This window comes from Chryseobacterium sp. StRB126 (assembly GCF_000829375.1).
GTDB lineage: Bacteria > Bacteroidota > Bacteroidia > Flavobacteriales > Weeksellaceae > Chryseobacterium.
The window spans coordinates 4714659-4730276 of record NZ_AP014624.1 but is presented as its reverse complement, the minus strand read 5'-3'; the positions used below and the strand labels follow the sequence as shown (position 1 = coordinate 4730276).

Sequence of the window (15618 nt, the reverse complement as noted above, 5' to 3'; positions counted from 1 at the left end):
AATTTATAGGCTGAATTCTTCTCTATACTGTTTTAAAGCATCTTTCAAAATTTCAACACTTCTTCTAAGGTCTTCTTCTTTCAGTACATAAGCAATTCTTACCTGTTTTTTACCTAATTCAGGATCACTGTAGAAACCTCCGGCAGGAGCTACCATGATGGTTTCTTTGTTGTTAGAATATGACTCAAGCAGCCATTGTGCAAATTTTTCAGTATCATCTACAGGAAGTTCGGCAACACAATAGAAAGCACCTCTTGGCTTAGGGCAGATTACACCTGGAATAGCATTTAAAAGGTCTACTAAAACATTTCTTCTGTGAGTATATTCTTCTCTTACAGCTCTGATATAAGCTCCGTCATTCTGGTGAGCTGCTGTTGCTGCAATCTGTCCTAAAAGAACAGGGCTTAATCTTGCCTGTGCAAAAAGGATCGCAGCATTACGGATTTTTTGAGAGCGGGTAACCATACATCCGATTCTTACTCCACACATAGAATAACGCTTGGATTCTGAATCAATAACAATGCAGTTTTCTTTTAATTCAGGGAAATCAAGAATAGATATCTGTTGTTTTCCATCATATACATATTCTCTGTACACTTCATCAGAAATGATTACGATGTCATATTTTAAAGCAATCTCAGCAAGTTTCTGAAGCTCTTCACGAGTGTAAAGGTATCCTGTTGGGTTCCCTGGGTTACAAATGATAATTGCTCTGGTTTTTTCTGTGATCTTTTTTTCAAACTCTTCAATGGGTGGCAAGGCAAAACCGGTATCAATTGTAGATGAAACGGCTACTACATTTACATCAAATGTACTGGTAAACCCATTGTAGTTAGCATAGTAAGGCTCAGGGATAATTACTTCATCTCCATCATCACACAAAGTTGAAATGGCAAAATTTAGCGCTTCAGAACCACCATTGGTAACAATAAAATTATCAGGGGTTAGGTCTGAGAAACCTAGAGAGTGATAATATTCTGTAAGGGCGTTTCTGTAGTCTAAATTACCTTCAGAAAGTGCATATTCCAATACTTTAAGATCAATATTCTTTAAAGCATTTAATGCTGTTTCCGGAGTTTCAATATCAGGCTGTCCGATATTAAGGTGATATACTTTTATTCCTTTCTGTTTTGCTTGTAACGCAAAGGGAACCAGTTTTCTTACCGGCGATGGCGGCATATGCAGTGCTCTGTTTGAAATATTCGGCATTGTTCAAAAATTTGTATGACAAAAATAGGATTTAATTTCCCAATAATAAAATTAAGAATAAGAAGAAACGGCCTATCATCTCCTTTCAGCATTGATAATTTTATAGGATTTACTATTAATATTAGTTTTGTTTTGATTGATTTTTTGATTATTTGTTAAAAATAATCTTTTTATATTGATATTTTTCTTAATTTACCATTCAAATGTGAATAAAATGACAATAAATTTATTTTTTAGAGCTTTACCTGCTATTGCTCTTCTTTCAGCATCAGCAATGATGGCTCAAAATTTTCAAAAGATGCCGATTACTTCCGGGTTTACGGCAGATGTAATTGCCAACGGAGTAGGGACTTCTTCAATATCTACTACAGCAGACGTTGATGGAGTTTCTTTTGCTTTTGTAGCGAGAGATTTTAAACTTACCCCCACTAGCTCTGCTCTTACGTATGGAATCCCTGCGGATGGTATCATTAATTCAGTGGTACCTTCTACACCTGGTTTAAGTTACCAATTGGGGGATTTAAGTGCTAATAATTCTTTAAAGCTGATCACAGCAGGAGATAATGGAACTCTTGTATTTACTACTCCAAAGGCTGCTTTTAAGCTGTATATGCTTTCAACGAGTGGTAGTGGTGCATCTATAGTAAGTGCAACAGTAACTTTTACAGATAGTTCAACCCAAACATTTTCTGATATTAACATTTCAGACTGGTATGGCGGCTCTAATTTTGCTATTCAGGGGATTGGAAGGATCAATAGAGATAATGATAACTTAGAACCTAATAGTACTAATCCCAGATTGTATCAGACTGTTTTGGATATTGATGCAGCTAATCAGGCTAAACCAATACAAAGTGTAACAATTACAAAAAGCTCCGGCTTCGGAATTCCTAATATTTTTGCCTTTTCAGTAGATGGTTATACTGATTGTATTGCTCCGACAACAGATGAAGCAACCGGAGTTACAGCCAATACTGCTCAGATTTCATGGACGGTTCCGGCAAGTAATCAGACTACAAGTTATGATATTTATTATAGTACTAATTCAGCAGTTCCTGCGAGTAATGTAAATCCTAATCATTCCAATGTTACAGGAACTTCCTATACTCTCAGTAACTTATCTCCAAGTACAACATATTATTATTGGGTAAGAGCCAATTGTAGTACAGCAACAAGCAAGAGTGCATGGTCTCTTGCTAAATCATTTACAACACAATGTGGTGCAATAGTGCCATCGTATACTAATGATTTTAGTAGTTTCCCTGGCCTATGCTGGGCTAATAACTTAACTGGAGGAGATCCTACTACAGGGCCATCAGGTACAGGTTTTTCTTATTGGGGATCGCGTAGTTTTTTAAATACATCAGCTAACGGACCTTCAGCTTCTATGAATTTATACTCCTCAGATAGAACAGGATGGCTTAAGACAGCATCTTTTAATCTCTCTGCAGGTAGCTATAAAGTGAAGTTTAAATATGGAGTAACACAATATTATAATGCGGATTCTTCAGGAATGGATAGTGATGATGTTGTTCATTTCCTGGTTTCCAATGATGGTGGAACTACATGGATGATTCTGCAAACCTGGGATACCAATAATGCTCCGTCTAATACTTCTAATGAATATACGTTCGATCTGGCTAACTTTGTCAGTGCGAATACGGTCTTTGCATTTTATGGCAGCACAGGATCGCAGGATGAAGACCTGGATTATAATTTCTATGTAGAAGATTTTACGGTTGAAAATGCTCAACTAAGTACTTCGGAGGTGAACCGTCAGGTGAAAAAAGCATCAGTTCATCCGAATCCGTTTAAAGATATTCTGTATATTTCAGATACAAGAGATGTTAAGTCAGTTGCTATAACAGATACTTCAGGAAGAGTGGTGAAAACAATTGAAGGTTCTGTGAAAGAGCTGGATCTAAGCAGGCTGAATTCCGGATTGTATTTTGTAACGCTTTACTTTAAAGACGGATCACAATCTACAGTAAAAACGATCAAAAAATAATTTTTTTAATGTAAATAAAGTTGAGTGGCGATGCATTATTGTATCGCTGCTTTTTTATGAAGCCTGGATAAATGTTAGGCATCATTGTGATTTGATTCTAAAATGATTTGAGATACTTTCAACACATATATGTCAAAAGGTAACTTCCGGTCTCCCTCTTCCGGCTTCCCATCTATTTCTCTATAAATAATAAATAAATTTTGTTAATTTCAACCTCTAAAACTCACTGAAAATGCAAATTATATCAAACTCATTGGATGACTATCTTTCAAAGATTCAGCCGGAAAGAAAGGAGCCGTTTAAAAAACTTTTTGATGTGATTAATGAGAATCTGCCTAAAGGTTTTGAAGAAATTTCCAATTACGGAATGCTAGGCTGGGTGGTTCCATTGAAAACTTATCCTGCGGGATATCATTGTACACCGGGAACACCTTTACCCTTTATCAATCTGGCTTCACAAAAGAACTTTATTGCATTGTATCATATGGGATTGTATTCCAGACCGGAGCTGTTGGATTGGTTTGTGGGAGAATATCCTAAGCATTCCAAGAAAAAGCTGGATATGGGAAAATCCTGCGTCCGTTTCAAAAACCCTGAAGATATTCCTTTTGAACTGATCGCAGAACTGAGTCAGAAAATGACGGTTGAGGATTGGATTAGTATCTACGAATCTCAATATAAGAAATAACAAGAGCCCTGAATCATTTAGATATCAGGGCTTTTTTTGAATGATGAGGTGTTTTAAAAGGCGAGAAGCTGGAAGAGGGAGGCTGGAGGTTACTGTTGTGTTTTTGATAGCTTATCTTTTATTATTAAGAATATTCTCGATTTTAAAAGATTAATTAATGGGCGTTTCAGTTATTTTTCAACGATCATCAACTTCCTTCTTCCCGCTTCTGACTTCCCTTTTTTAAAAATCAATATCCCAGATTCCGGCTTTACGTTCAAGTTCAATTAAAGCGGAAGCGTTTTCTGTTAAAAGTTGGAAATAATTCTGACGAAGCTCATTATACGTTCTTTGGGCATTGAGTACTTCTAAAATAGAACTTTCTCCCCGCTGATAACTGTAAGTGATTCCTTTCAGGATGTTTTCTGCTTCTTTCAGCATGCCGTTATCAAATTGCTGCAGCTGTTTTTGCGCAGAAGTATACTGTTGGTAAGCCTGAGTAACTTCCATCCTGATGCTGTTTTCAATCTGTCTGTATTCTGTTTCTGCCTGTGAGTAGCCCATTTCTGCAATTTTAAGATCGGCATTCCGGCGATTGGAAAATTTTATAGGAACACTGATTCCCAATTTTACGGTATTGACAGCAGGAGAAGGTGCAATTTCATTATTGGCCACAGTATTGTGTCCGGCTCCGGCACTCAATCCTAAGTCTATAACGCGATTAGCTTTTTCAAGTTTAATACGGCTGGCAGCAGTATTGATATTTTGCTTGGAAGCTAAAAGATCTGCTCTTTGGTTAAAAGCCTGGGTAATGAGGTCATTTAAAGTGAACGTTCTGTTGAAGGTATTGAGATCTCCGGCAACCTCTTTGCCAGTACTGTCACTCCCGATAAAATCAGATAAGGCAGTGATAGACTGTTGCTGAGCTCCTTCCAGCTGATAAACTTCGTTCAATAAAGAAGAAGCTTCCAATCTGCTTTGCTGAGAGGTTACTTTGGAAATATCACCTAACTTGTATCGGATACTATCAGATTTAGCCAGTTTAAGCATACTTTGATAAGACTCTTTCTGAACATTCAGCAATGCTTTTGATTTTAAAGCTTCAATATACCCTAAAGTAGCGTCAGCAAGAAGGTTTCGTAGATAATCCTGTAGTTGTAGTTTAGAATATTCGGCTTCATTTTTTGCGGTTTCTATTCTTGCTTTTCTTTTGCCACCCAATTCAAGCGTCCAGCTAACGGCTCCTTCAACTGTGTACCCCATATCTTTGGAAACCCCGTTGTTAGAAGTTTCCATTTCAATTTGAGGATCCGGAAATATTCCTGCGGTGAGGATAGAGGCTTCAGCCATGCTGACGTTGTACTTCTGTGCAGCAAGACCTAGATTTTTATCCTTCACATAATTCAGGTATTCATTGAAGTAAATAGGCCCCTGTTCTGTCTGGCCTTTAATGAATATACCGGTAACGGTACATAATACTATGATTAAAAAATTAGATTTCATGAGAGGTTGCATTTTGTTTATCGAAACGGTATTCAGCTAAATAATAAATGGCAGGAAGTACAAACAGGGTAAGGAATGTAGAGAACATCAATCCATACACAATGACGGTAGCCAAAGGTCTCTGTACATCAGAACCGATTCCTGTTGCCAGAGAAGCAGGTAATAATCCGATGATCGCTACGGAAGCTGTCATTAATACTGGTCTGAAACGATCCTTTGCTCCCTGAATGACTGATGCTTTAAGCGGAATTCCATTTTTTCTGAGGGTATTGATATGAGAAACCATAATTACTCCATTCTGAATAGCCACTCCAAATAGAGCAATAAAGCCTACTGCAGAAGATACATTAAGTGACATTCCTCTGATATTCAAAGCTAACATTCCTCCAAATAAGGCCAACGGAATGATACTCATTAAGACCAATGCCTGTCTGAAGGTTCCAAACGCTCCATATAGCAGCAGGAACATAACCGCTAGTGCCAACGGTACAATAACTGCTAACCTTGAATAAGCTCTGTTTTTATTTTCAAATTGTCCGCCCCATTTGATCTGAAATTTTTCATGATCATAACGAATATTTTTTTCAATACTTTTCTGTGCTTCGTTGATGAATGAAGTAAGATCACGCCCTCTAAGGTTTAGTTTCACGGTAAGGTGTCTCTTATTCATTTCTCTTGTGATGGTACTTTCTCCGGTACTCAATTTTACCGTGGCAATTTGCGAAAGGGGAATTTTTGCTCCCGAAGAAGAGGCCAGCATCAGGTTTCCTATTTTTTCGGGAGTATTGCGGCTGTTTTCAACATAGCGGCAGGAAATATCATATACTTTGTTGCCAATGAAGATTTGGGAGACGGCTTTCCCTCCGAGAGCCGTTTCAATAAGATCAGTAACATCAGAAACATTCAATCCGTACTGGGCAATTTTATTTCGGTCAGCAACAATCTGCAACTGAGGAAGCGGTGGCTCCTGATCAATGGCGAGATCCGCAGAACCGGGAACGGTTTTTAAAAGGGAAAGAACATTGTCTGCAACCTGTCTTGTTCCGGCGAAGTCATCCCCGTAAATTTTCACCACCAACTCACTGTGAGCTCCTGATATTTTATCCATTACTCCATCAATCATAGGTTGAGAGAAACCTACGGTAAAGCCGGGCATTTCCTTATAATCTTCTGCTAATTCTTTGATGAGGTCTGCTTTTGTCTTTCCTGATGCCCATTCTTTGTAAGGTTTGATACCTACAGATACTTCAAAGTGAGAGGCTGTCCATGGATCGGTGCCGTCATCATTACGCCCTGCCTGTACCATAATATAAGTAACTTCGGAATGCTTCATCGTTCTGAGACGAAGAGAATCACTCATTTCCTGAGCCTTTTTCAAAGAAATTCCCGGTGGAAGCTGTACCTGCAGCCAGATAGAACCTTCATCAAGTTCAGGTAAGAAGTCTTTGCCCACGCTATAAGAAAGAATTCCGGCTCCAAGTAAAACGATTCCTGCAGGGATGAAGATTTTTTTTGGAGCATCCATGATTTTATCAATTCCTTTGCCATAAGCGTTACTTACTTTTTCAAGCCATCGGTTGTGATACAATTTTCTTGGCTTTCTATAAATCATATAAGCCAGCCCGGGGATCAGTAATAAAGCGACAGCCAGAGCTCCTAATAATGCGTATCCTACAGTAAATGCCATGGGAGTAAATAGTTTTTTTTCCACTCTTTCAAATGCGAACAAAGGCAGGTAAGCCGTAATGATGATAATTCCTGAAAAGAATATCGGTTTCGCAATTTCAGTGGCTTTTTGAATGATTGTTTTCTCTTCTAGTTCCTTGTCGGGATGTTCTTCTCTCTGCCTCAATATAGCTTCCAGCATTACGATGGAACCATCTACAATAATTCCGAAATCTATGGCTCCCAGTGAAAGAAGGTTGGCCGGAATATTGGTGAAATGCATTAAAATAAAAGCAATAAGAAGTGAAAAAGGAATGGTAATGGCTGTAAGGAGAGCTCCCCGCCAGCTTCCAAGGAATACAATCAGTATAATGATTACTAAAACAATTCCTTCTGTTAAGGTATGAGAAACGGTGTTAAGAGTGGTTTTTACCAGATCAGTTCTGTCCAGATAGGTGTGGATTTTTACCCCAGCCGGAAGAATATTTTTGTTGAGTTCATCTACTGCTTCGTGAACCCCAATTAATACCTGCGATGGATTTTGACCTTTTAATAGCAAGACAATTCCGCCTACACTTTCATTATAGTTTCTATTTCTGTCAGTAAAACCAAGGATTCCTTTGCGTTCAAGATTTCCATATTTTAAAGTTCCGATATCATTTAAAAAAACAGGAACTCCTTTTTCAGTTTTCACAACGGTTTTTCCAAGATCGTCAAGATTTTTAATCAATCCGATTCCACGAACTACATAGGCGAGATCACCACGGGGAAGCATACTTCCACCTGCGCTGGCATTGTTTTTACTGATGGTTTCAATGATTTCTGCAAGGGAAAGACCATATTGTTCCAGCTTGTTGGGATCAAGCTCTATCTGAAACTGAGTTGTAATTCCTCCAAAATTAGTTACATCTGCAATGCCTGAAACCTGTTTTATTCTGGGGATGATCACGAAATTCTGAAGATCAGTAAGTTCCCTTAAACTGTGATTGTCACTTTCAATAACATAACGGTAGATTTCTCCTACGGGCGAGGTTAGTGGATCTAGTCCCGGCTGGGCACCATAAGGCAGGGAAACTTCAGCCAGTCTTTCCTGAATACGCTGTCTAGCCCAATAATCATCAATGCCATCATCAAATACAATGGTAATCATAGAAAGTCCGAATGTACTTTTGCTTCGCATCACATGCATTCCCGGAATTCCGTTAAGAGCTCTTTCCAGTGGAATCGTGATTTGTTGTTCTACTTCTTCGGCAGCGAGTCCTTGTACCTGAGTTACTACCTGTGAAGTGGTGTCTGCAATATCCGGATAAGCTTCAACGGAAAGTTTAGTCCAGGAATAGTATCCAAAAAAACCTAATAATATAAAGAGGGCCAGTATAAGCCATTTTTTCTGTATGGAAACTGTTAATAACTTTTTCATAATCTAACTTTAATGGGAAACTTCAGTTTCCGCATTCAACATTTATTTTACATCCAGCAGATAAATTCCTCCTGTTGTCATGATTTCATCTCCCGGTTTAAGGCCTGATGTGATCTTCACCGTTTTTTCAGAAGCTTCAGTAGTGGTCACATTACGCTTCATGAATTGATTTTTTCCGGTTTTGATCCAGACGTATTGATTGTCGTCTTTTTGCATCAGGGCAGAATTGGGGATAATAATTGTGTTTTCAGAATCGGTGGAGTAGGTGATGGTGGCAAACATGCCGGGTTTTAAGGTTCTGTCGGGATTCTCACATTGTATTAGAACCTTGATGCTTCGCGTTGCTTCATCTACCCAATCATTAATATGGTATACTTTGCCGGTAATGGCTCTGTCCGGATAAGTATTGACTTTTACAGATACCTGATCCCCGTTTTTAATGAACCGGAGATCCTTTTCTTTAACTTCTCCGGAGATCCATACCTTAGAAAGTTCAGCAACAATCATCACAGGTTCTGCATCTTCACGAAGATACTGTCCGGTAACTATTTTGTTGGAAATTACTTCGCCGGCAATGGGTGCTCGTACGATCAAACCTCCGGAACCTTTTCCTTGGCTTTTGTAAATTTTCAATGCTGTGGATGCATTGGATAAGGAAATCTTTTTATTTTTGAATTCGGTTTCAGATTCTTCCAGTTCCTTTTGTATTCCTACCCCGTGTTTTACAAGATCTTGCTGGCGTTTGTATTTCTTTTCTGCCAAGCCAGCTTCGTTCAATGCATCAGAATATTCTTTCTGTACATCCAGATAGCCTGAGGACAGCACTTCAAAAAGTGGGCTTCCGGCACTTACTTTCTGCCCGATATTCACAAAAGCTTTTGTAATTCTTCCTGAAAACGGGCTGGCTATTTCTGCATAATTATTGGGTATGGCTTCTATGGTTCCTACAGAAGTAATATCATGATTGTATTCCTGATTGCTAACCGTTATGGTTTTAATTTTCTTTAAAACAGGGCTGTTTTCAGAAATGATGACCTGATTGTCTTTCATAGTAATTTCCTGTTCCGGGATTTGTTGTGGGACATTGTCTTTGCAGGAAACTGCAAAGACAATGATAATGCTTAAGATGATTCTTTTCATGACCTTAATAAAATTGGGTACTGTTGCTGATTTTGGGTTTTGTGTTGTTCTTTTTCTTAATGACCAGTTTCTTACTCCGGGCTTCCTTTTGGGTAGACAAAGTAGGGCGTAGAAATATATTGGTGGAAACAATGAAAAAGACGGTAATGAGTGCTTCTTTGGGATAACCTAGAGCACATAATGCTCCTATTGCTGCGGAACACCATAAGGTAGCGGCTGTATTTAATCCTCGAACGGTAAGGCCGTCTTTCATGATAACACCACCACCAAGGAATCCAATGCCACTAACGATATAAGAGGTGATTCTTCCGGCTGCATCACCACCAATTCTGATGGCAATGAGGACGAATGCTGCGGAACCTATGCAAACTAAGGTATTGGTGCGAAGACCTGCATTTTTTTTACGCCACTGTCTTTCGAAACCTATGCCGGCTCCTAAACAGAATGCAGTTAATAAACGAAGTGTAAATTCAAATGTATTCATAACTTTTCCTTTTTTTATAAAGCTGGTAAGCTGTACGGGAAAAGTGAGTACAACTGAAGCTTTTAAGATTGATAAGTACTGTAGGGATCTGCGTCCATGTGCTTTATTTTTTACAGTGCAAAAGTAGGAATAGTGGCTTTTTTCAGCCGTTAGAAAAGCTTTAGAATGCTATTAGAATTTCATTAGAGAAAATAGGATGGGTTATTTTTTAATAAAAAATTATATCTTTGATAGTATCATTTGATACTATCAAAGATGAAACCTCCTTATCAGATTACGAATGAAATATTATTATTGATTGCCTCTATTTCAGAAAAAATAGGAGAAATTAATGCTGCTCTTTTATATAAACCTACTACAGAATTAAGAAAAAAAATCGGATTAAAACGATCCAATCTTCATTGGAAATTGAAGGAAATACCCTTACAGAAGAACAAATTACAGCCTTATTAGAGAATAAAAGAGTTGTAGCTCCTCAAAAAGATATCCTTGAAGTCCAAAATGCTGTTAAAGCTTATGATCAGCTTCATCAGTTTAACTCATATCAAATAAAAGATTTGGAAAAGGCTCATTCTATTTTAATGAATGGTTTAATTGAGAGCGCGGGTAGATTGAGAACTACTAATGTGGGAATTGTGAAAGGGTCTAAAGTTGAACATATAGCACCGGGAGGAGTAATGGTTAAAGGTTTAATGAAAAATCTTTTTGGCGTATCTGAAAAATGATAAAGATTTATTACTCATTAAAAGTTGTGTTTTTCATTATGAATTTGAGTTTATTCATCCGTTCATTGAGGGAAATGGAAGAATGGGCAGATTGTGGCAAACATTAATTCTTATACAACAATATCCGGTTTTTGAGTTTTTACCAGTTGAAAGCTTAATAAAACAACAACAAAGTACATACTATAGTAAACTGTCTGAATCGGATAAGAAAGGAAATTCTGCACCTTTTATAGAATTTATGCTTGGAATTATTCAGAATGCTTTAGAAGAAGTTTTACAATTGCAAAATAAAACCCTTTATACTGAAGATAGGATCTTAATTATTTAAAGATAAAGCAGGTAAAAACAAATTTAGTAGAAAAGATTACTTGAAGCATTTCAAAAGCATTTCAGCTCCAACAGCAAGCCGTGATTTGAAATGGGGAGTGGAACACGGAATTTTAATCAAATTTGGAGAAAAGAGATTGACAGAATATCAATTTTCTGCCTCCCCATTGAAATAATTTTTTTGTTGATATAAACTTATTAATGGTTACAGATTTAGAATTAAAACGCTGATCTGTAACCATTTTTTAAGATAAAATTTCAATACATTTGGCAAAAGTCCAGGTTTGTGCTATACTATTATTAATTTTGTAGAATAAAGCTTGATGTATCTCCCGGTTTCATACCAAAAGTTGTCTTTATAAATTATATATTTTAGAAATGAAAAATTCAAACTTAGCGATTCCTGCTACACTTTTAGCCATCATCTGTGTACAGGGGGGAGCATCTATTGCCAAGCAGCTTTTTCCGGCAATTGGAGCCATTGGAACCGTTACTTTGAGGATTGTACTTTCTGCCATTCTGCTTACTATCATCAATCGTCCAAAATTTTCGGAGTTCACTCCACAAAAATGGAAGTATTGCGCCATGTACGGGACAGGACTGGCGGCCATGAACCTTATTTTTTATATGGCAATTCAAAGAATTCCGTTAGGATTGGCGGTAACCGTAGAATTTGCGGGACCTTTATTTCTTGCATTGGCATTGTCTCGTAAGCTGCTTGATGTAGTTTGGGCGTTATTGGCTTGTGCAGGAATATTACTTATTGTTCCCTGGAAGAGTGACCATGTAGATTTGCTTGGCCTTGGATTAGCTTTCCTGGCGGGAATATTCTGGGCCCTTTATATTGTTATGGGCGGAAAAGTGTCTAAAATAATGGATGGAAGAGACGCTGTAACCACAGGAATGTTATTTGCCAGTCTGGTGATTCTTCCCTTTACAATATGGGATGGTGCGGTTTTTAATATGACCCCGACTATTTTTGTAAAAGGTTTGGGAGTAGCCATTTTATCCAGTGCTTTACCATTTTCATTGGAAATGATGGCTCTGAAAAAGCTTCCTGCCAAGACTTTCAGTATTCTGATGAGTCTGGAACCCGCATTTGCAGCATTTTCGGGATTAGTATTCCTTGCTGAAGAACTGTCTTTTTTACAGTGGATTTCCATTAGTTGCGTCATTGCTGCAAGTATAGGAACTACCATTTTCAATAAAGCAGCTGCTTCCCATAATTAAAGAATTTATCATTTTATTTTCCCACAGATTACACAGATTAATACGGATGTTTATGGATATGAAAATCAAAGATTTTCAAAAACTTTAGTGTGCTTTTATGTATGAAGTTTGTCACTTGAAAATAACTTAAGTGTTTAAAAACTGTTGTAGTTTAAAAATAAGTAACACTAAGTAGTTTCAGTTTCAAATATTACAGTAAAAACAGTCTCATTATTTTCAGAGGCCACTTTTATAGCTGCATGATGAAGATGAATAATTTTCTCCGTTAAGAACAGTCCTATTCCATAGCCTTTTTCCTGTTTAGATACTTCACTTCTGTAAAAGGGTTCAAAAATATGGAGTAAATCTTCCTGCGAAATGGTAATTCCTGTATTGATGAAACTGATGTCAAGCTTTTCGTTGTTTGTTTTAACATCAATCAGGCAGGTTTGAGCCGGAGAATATTTACAGGCATTATCGATGAGGTTATTAAAAGCAACCTGTAATAGATATTCATTTCCCTGTACAACGAGCTGATGCTCTTCTATTGAACGATCTATATTCAATGAAACTTTATATTCCTGATTTTCCTTGATTATTTTTGAATAAGATTCCAGAAGGATTTCATCCAGCCGTATTTCTGAAAAACTGATTTCATTAGGATCATAGCTCGCTTTGGCGAGATCCATTAGGCTATTGGATAATTTCACCATATTTCGGGCATCATCCAGTGCGTATTGAATGGTCTGCTGATATTCTTCTTTGGTCTGTTCCTTTTCAGTAGAGAATTCCAGTTCCGTGATAATAGCCGATAAAGGAGTTCGCAGTTCATGGGAGATATTGGATACAAAATGTTTTTGAGCATCAAACGAATTTTCCAGGCGTTCAAGCATTCCGTTGAAGTTTTGGGCCAATTCATTCAGTTCATCTTTCTCACCAGTAGTTTTTAAACGCAACTGTAATTTTCCGGCAGTAATATTTTTAATCTGATGAACCATTCCACTTAGCGGATTCAATGCTTTCTTTGAAAGGAATATTCCGGCCAAATAAATAAGGATTAAAATACTAATAAAAGCAATAATACTGATGGTAAGAAGATGGTTGATTGATTTGTAACCATATTGATCATATCCGGCAGCGGTTACCAAATATTTTTTTCCATTATGAATGTAGACCATTCCTATAGCTTGCAGATCATTAATAAAAAAACTGATCTCTTTCTTCTTTAAAATATTGGAAAGCATTTTAGGATCTTCCTTAACAAAATCTACTTTTGAATCATCATGATAGATGAGATTGAATTCCGGATTATAAATGGCAACCTGAACCTCGTTAATCGTTTTTGTGTTGTTTTTGTAGACACGGTGCATTTCCTTTTCGCTCAGGGTACTCTGAAAAAAAAGATTGGCTTTGGCTACGGCTTCGTTTCTGAGTTGGGCGTAAAATGAAATTTCCCTGGCCTCACTTGAAGAATAATATACCGCAATACCATAAAATATCATCAGCATAGCCGTGACAATGGTAAAGAGTAAGGTAAGCCGGGTTCTTATTTTCATACCTTATAGGTTATTGCTGATGTTCTTCGTATCCTTTTTTTAAAATAAAGCCCATTCCGGCTTTGGTGTGGATCAGTTTGGTTTCAAAATCCCTGTCGATTTTTTTACGGATGTAGTTGATATACACATCAATAAAATTAGTTCCGGTATCAAAGTGCGTTTCCCATACATTTTCTGCAATTTCTGAACGTGACAGTACCCTTTCAGGATTTTCCAGCATATATTTCATCAGATTGAATTCCTTTGGGGTAAGTTTAATGGGGATTCCGTTTCTGCTTACCGATTTAAGTTTCAGATCCATTTCGATATTTTCATATCTTATTATTTGTTCTGTAGGAGAGTGGAGAGAAGATCTTTTCATTAAAACTTTCACTCTTGCAATCAGCTCACGCATTTCAAACGGTTTGGTCAGATAATCATCTGCCCCGGAATCAAAACCTTCCAATTTATCATCAGTAGTTCCCAATGCTGTTAGCATAATAACGGGTGTATGGGGTTTGGAATTTTTTATTTCTCTGCAAAAATCGAGACCGTTTTTCAACGGAACAATAATATCTGTGATAATGAGATCGAAATCCTGAGTTGTGGCCAGTTCTGTAGCTTTTTCGCCATCATAGGCAAAACTTACGTCCATATCCTGTTCCAGAAGACCTCTGCCAATAAGCCGTGAAAGTCTTTTATCATCTTCAACAAGTAAAATATGAGGCATAAGAATAGATAAAGTGTTTGGGTTACTGTGAAAGTTACTCGATATTCTTCGCAAATGTAATGATTTCTATTTTGTAATTTTGGATCGAAATAACAATCAGAATACCGGAAATTAAAATGATTTTCAAAAATAAACTTAAAAAAGGAATGGTTGACGGAATGCGGATATTGATACTGTTGATAATGGTACAATGCAATTCCTACCGGAGTTCCGTAGCACTTCAAAACGGAGATTTACTTTTTGTAACGGCAAAGGAAACAGGATTGTCCGGAGCGATTAATAATGTAACTCAAAAGCAGGAGACTGCTACTTTTGACCATATTGGGATTCTGGAAAAAGAAGGTCATAAAATGTTTGTTCTGCATGCAGCTCCAAAAGGGGGTTCACAAAAACAGAGCTTGAAGGATTTTATTAAAGATCAGAAAAAAGACCAGCAAAATGTTGTGGTTTATCGTTTGAAACCTGAATACCAGAAATCAATTCCTGAAGCCATTGAAAAAGCAAATTCCATGTTGGGCAAACCATACAATTTCAATTATATTTTGGAGGAAGGTTCTTATTATTGTTCAGATTTTGTAGAAAGAGCTTTCCGGGATGATCATATTTTTACATTAGAACCTATGACTTTCGTTGATCCCAAAACAGGAAAAGTAAATACCTTTTGGGAAGATTTTTATGGAAAGAAAAATCTGAAAGTACCAGAAGGAGAGCCTGGTTGTAATCCCAATGGATTGGCTGGTTCCGAAAAATTAGAAGCGATAGGAGAACTTTAGAATAATTGGAAAGGAAGCTGGAAGAAGGAGGTTGGAAGTTACTATTAGACCTATAACTTGTGAAGTTTGGACTTAAAATAGTAGAGTATCATGATTGATAAAAAACATTTTTTTTGATTTTTATAACTTGATAACTTCCAATCTCCAGCTTCCGGCTTCCCGCCCATATACCTTTCCCGAATTTGAATTAAAATAAATAGTGAAGCTGTAGTGGCTTCTTTTT

The 15618-nt window shown here is 37.3% G+C and carries 10 protein-coding genes and 2 pseudogenes; 5 read left to right on the top strand and 7 right to left on the bottom strand.

Translation table 11 applies throughout. From position 1 onward, the window contains the following. Positions 1–3: 3 nt before the first annotated feature. Positions 4–1209 carry a pyridoxal phosphate-dependent aminotransferase gene (locus tag CHSO_RS21390; protein ID WP_045500677.1) on the bottom strand — a complete coding sequence of 402 codons (1206 nt, stop codon included), beginning with the start codon at positions 1207–1209 and terminating at the stop codon, positions 4–6. Between the two features lie 214 nt (positions 1210–1423). Between CHSO_RS21390 and CHSO_RS21385 the strand changes: the two genes are divergently transcribed. Both CHSO_RS21385 and CHSO_RS21380 read left to right on the top strand, forming a co-directional pair. Then, positions 1424–3217, top strand: a complete 1794-nt coding sequence (locus tag CHSO_RS21385; protein ID WP_045500674.1) for a T9SS type A sorting domain-containing protein — start codon at positions 1424–1426, stop codon at positions 3215–3217. 232 nt (positions 3218–3449) lie between these two features. Further along, positions 3450–3905: a DUF1801 domain-containing protein gene (locus CHSO_RS21380; protein ID WP_084221044.1), complete on the top strand. Its 456-nt coding sequence runs from the start codon at positions 3450–3452 to the stop codon at positions 3903–3905. Positions 3906–4127: 222 nt separating this feature from the next. Here the strand turns inward: CHSO_RS21380 and CHSO_RS21375 are convergent, their stop codons facing one another. From CHSO_RS21375 to CHSO_RS21360, 4 genes and pseudogenes are all read right to left on the bottom strand, one after another. Beyond that, a complete protein-coding gene (locus CHSO_RS21375) occupies positions 4128–5387 on the bottom strand; it encodes a TolC family protein (protein WP_052480682.1) in 1260 nt (419 codons plus the stop codon). Further along, on the bottom strand, positions 5377–8472 hold the full coding sequence (locus CHSO_RS21370) for an efflux RND transporter permease subunit (RefSeq protein ID WP_045500671.1): 3096 nt from the start codon (positions 8470–8472) through the stop codon (positions 5377–5379). Before CHSO_RS21370 ends, CHSO_RS21375 begins: the two co-directional genes overlap by 11 nt. 42 nt (positions 8473–8514) lie before the next feature. Next, a complete protein-coding gene (locus CHSO_RS21365) occupies positions 8515–9612 on the bottom strand; it encodes an efflux RND transporter periplasmic adaptor subunit (RefSeq protein WP_045500669.1) in 1098 nt (365 codons plus the stop codon). Between the two features lie 103 nt (positions 9613–9715). Next, positions 9716–10096, bottom strand: a pseudogene (locus CHSO_RS21360) (MgtC/SapB family protein); the annotation flags it as partial. A 255-nt stretch (positions 10097–10351) separates the two neighbouring features. Here CHSO_RS21360 and CHSO_RS26695 point away from each other — a divergent pair. After that, positions 10352–11324: pseudogene (locus CHSO_RS26695) on the top strand (Fic family protein). A 202-nt stretch (positions 11325–11526) separates the two neighbouring features. Continuing rightward, positions 11527–12378: an EamA family transporter gene (locus CHSO_RS21350; protein WP_045500664.1), complete on the top strand. Its 852-nt coding sequence runs from the start codon at positions 11527–11529 to the stop codon at positions 12376–12378. Between the two features lie 167 nt (positions 12379–12545). On the opposite strand, the gene CHSO_RS21345 is transcribed toward CHSO_RS21350, so the two are convergent. Next, positions 12546–13913, bottom strand: coding sequence for an ATP-binding protein (locus CHSO_RS21345; RefSeq protein ID WP_045500662.1), 1368 nt, complete (start codon positions 13911–13913; stop codon positions 12546–12548). A gap of 10 nt (positions 13914–13923) precedes the next feature. Beyond that, a complete protein-coding gene (locus tag CHSO_RS21340; protein ID WP_045500659.1) occupies positions 13924–14622 on the bottom strand; it encodes a response regulator transcription factor in 699 nt (232 codons plus the stop codon). 116 nt (positions 14623–14738) lie between these two features. Here CHSO_RS21340 and CHSO_RS21335 point away from each other — a divergent pair, with 116 nt between their 5' ends. Then, positions 14739–15395, top strand: a complete 657-nt coding sequence (locus CHSO_RS21335) for a YiiX/YebB-like N1pC/P60 family cysteine hydrolase (protein WP_144429003.1) — start codon at positions 14739–14741, stop codon at positions 15393–15395. Positions 15396–15618 lie beyond the last annotated feature (223 nt).

What these genes read in the sequence shown, in the direction of transcription:
- CHSO_RS21370 (WP_045500671.1), bottom strand. Translation starts at nt 8,472, where the DNA reads ATGAAAAAGTTATTAACAGTTTCCATACAGAAAAAATGGCTTATACTG.
- CHSO_RS21345 (WP_045500662.1), bottom strand. Translation starts at nt 13,913, where the DNA reads ATGAAAATAAGAACCCGGCTTACCTTACTCTTTACCATTGTCACGGCT.
- CHSO_RS21385 (WP_045500674.1), top strand. Translation starts at nt 1,424, where the DNA reads ATGACAATAAATTTATTTTTTAGAGCTTTACCTGCTATTGCTCTTCTT.
- CHSO_RS21375 (WP_052480682.1), bottom strand. Translation starts at nt 5,387, where the DNA reads ATGAAATCTAATTTTTTAATCATAGTATTATGTACCGTTACCGGTATA.
- CHSO_RS21380 (WP_084221044.1), top strand. Translation starts at nt 3,450, where the DNA reads ATGCAAATTATATCAAACTCATTGGATGACTATCTTTCAAAGATTCAG.
- CHSO_RS21390 (WP_045500677.1), bottom strand. Translation starts at nt 1,209, where the DNA reads ATGCCGAATATTTCAAACAGAGCACTGCATATGCCGCCATCGCCGGTA.
- CHSO_RS21340 (WP_045500659.1), bottom strand. Translation starts at nt 14,622, where the DNA reads ATGCCTCATATTTTACTTGTTGAAGATGATAAAAGACTTTCACGGCTT.
- CHSO_RS21365 (WP_045500669.1), bottom strand. Translation starts at nt 9,612, where the DNA reads ATGAAAAGAATCATCTTAAGCATTATCATTGTCTTTGCAGTTTCCTGC.
- CHSO_RS21350 (WP_045500664.1), top strand. Translation starts at nt 11,527, where the DNA reads ATGAAAAATTCAAACTTAGCGATTCCTGCTACACTTTTAGCCATCATC.
- CHSO_RS21335 (WP_144429003.1), top strand. Translation starts at nt 14,739, where the DNA reads ATGATTTTCAAAAATAAACTTAAAAAAGGAATGGTTGACGGAATGCGG.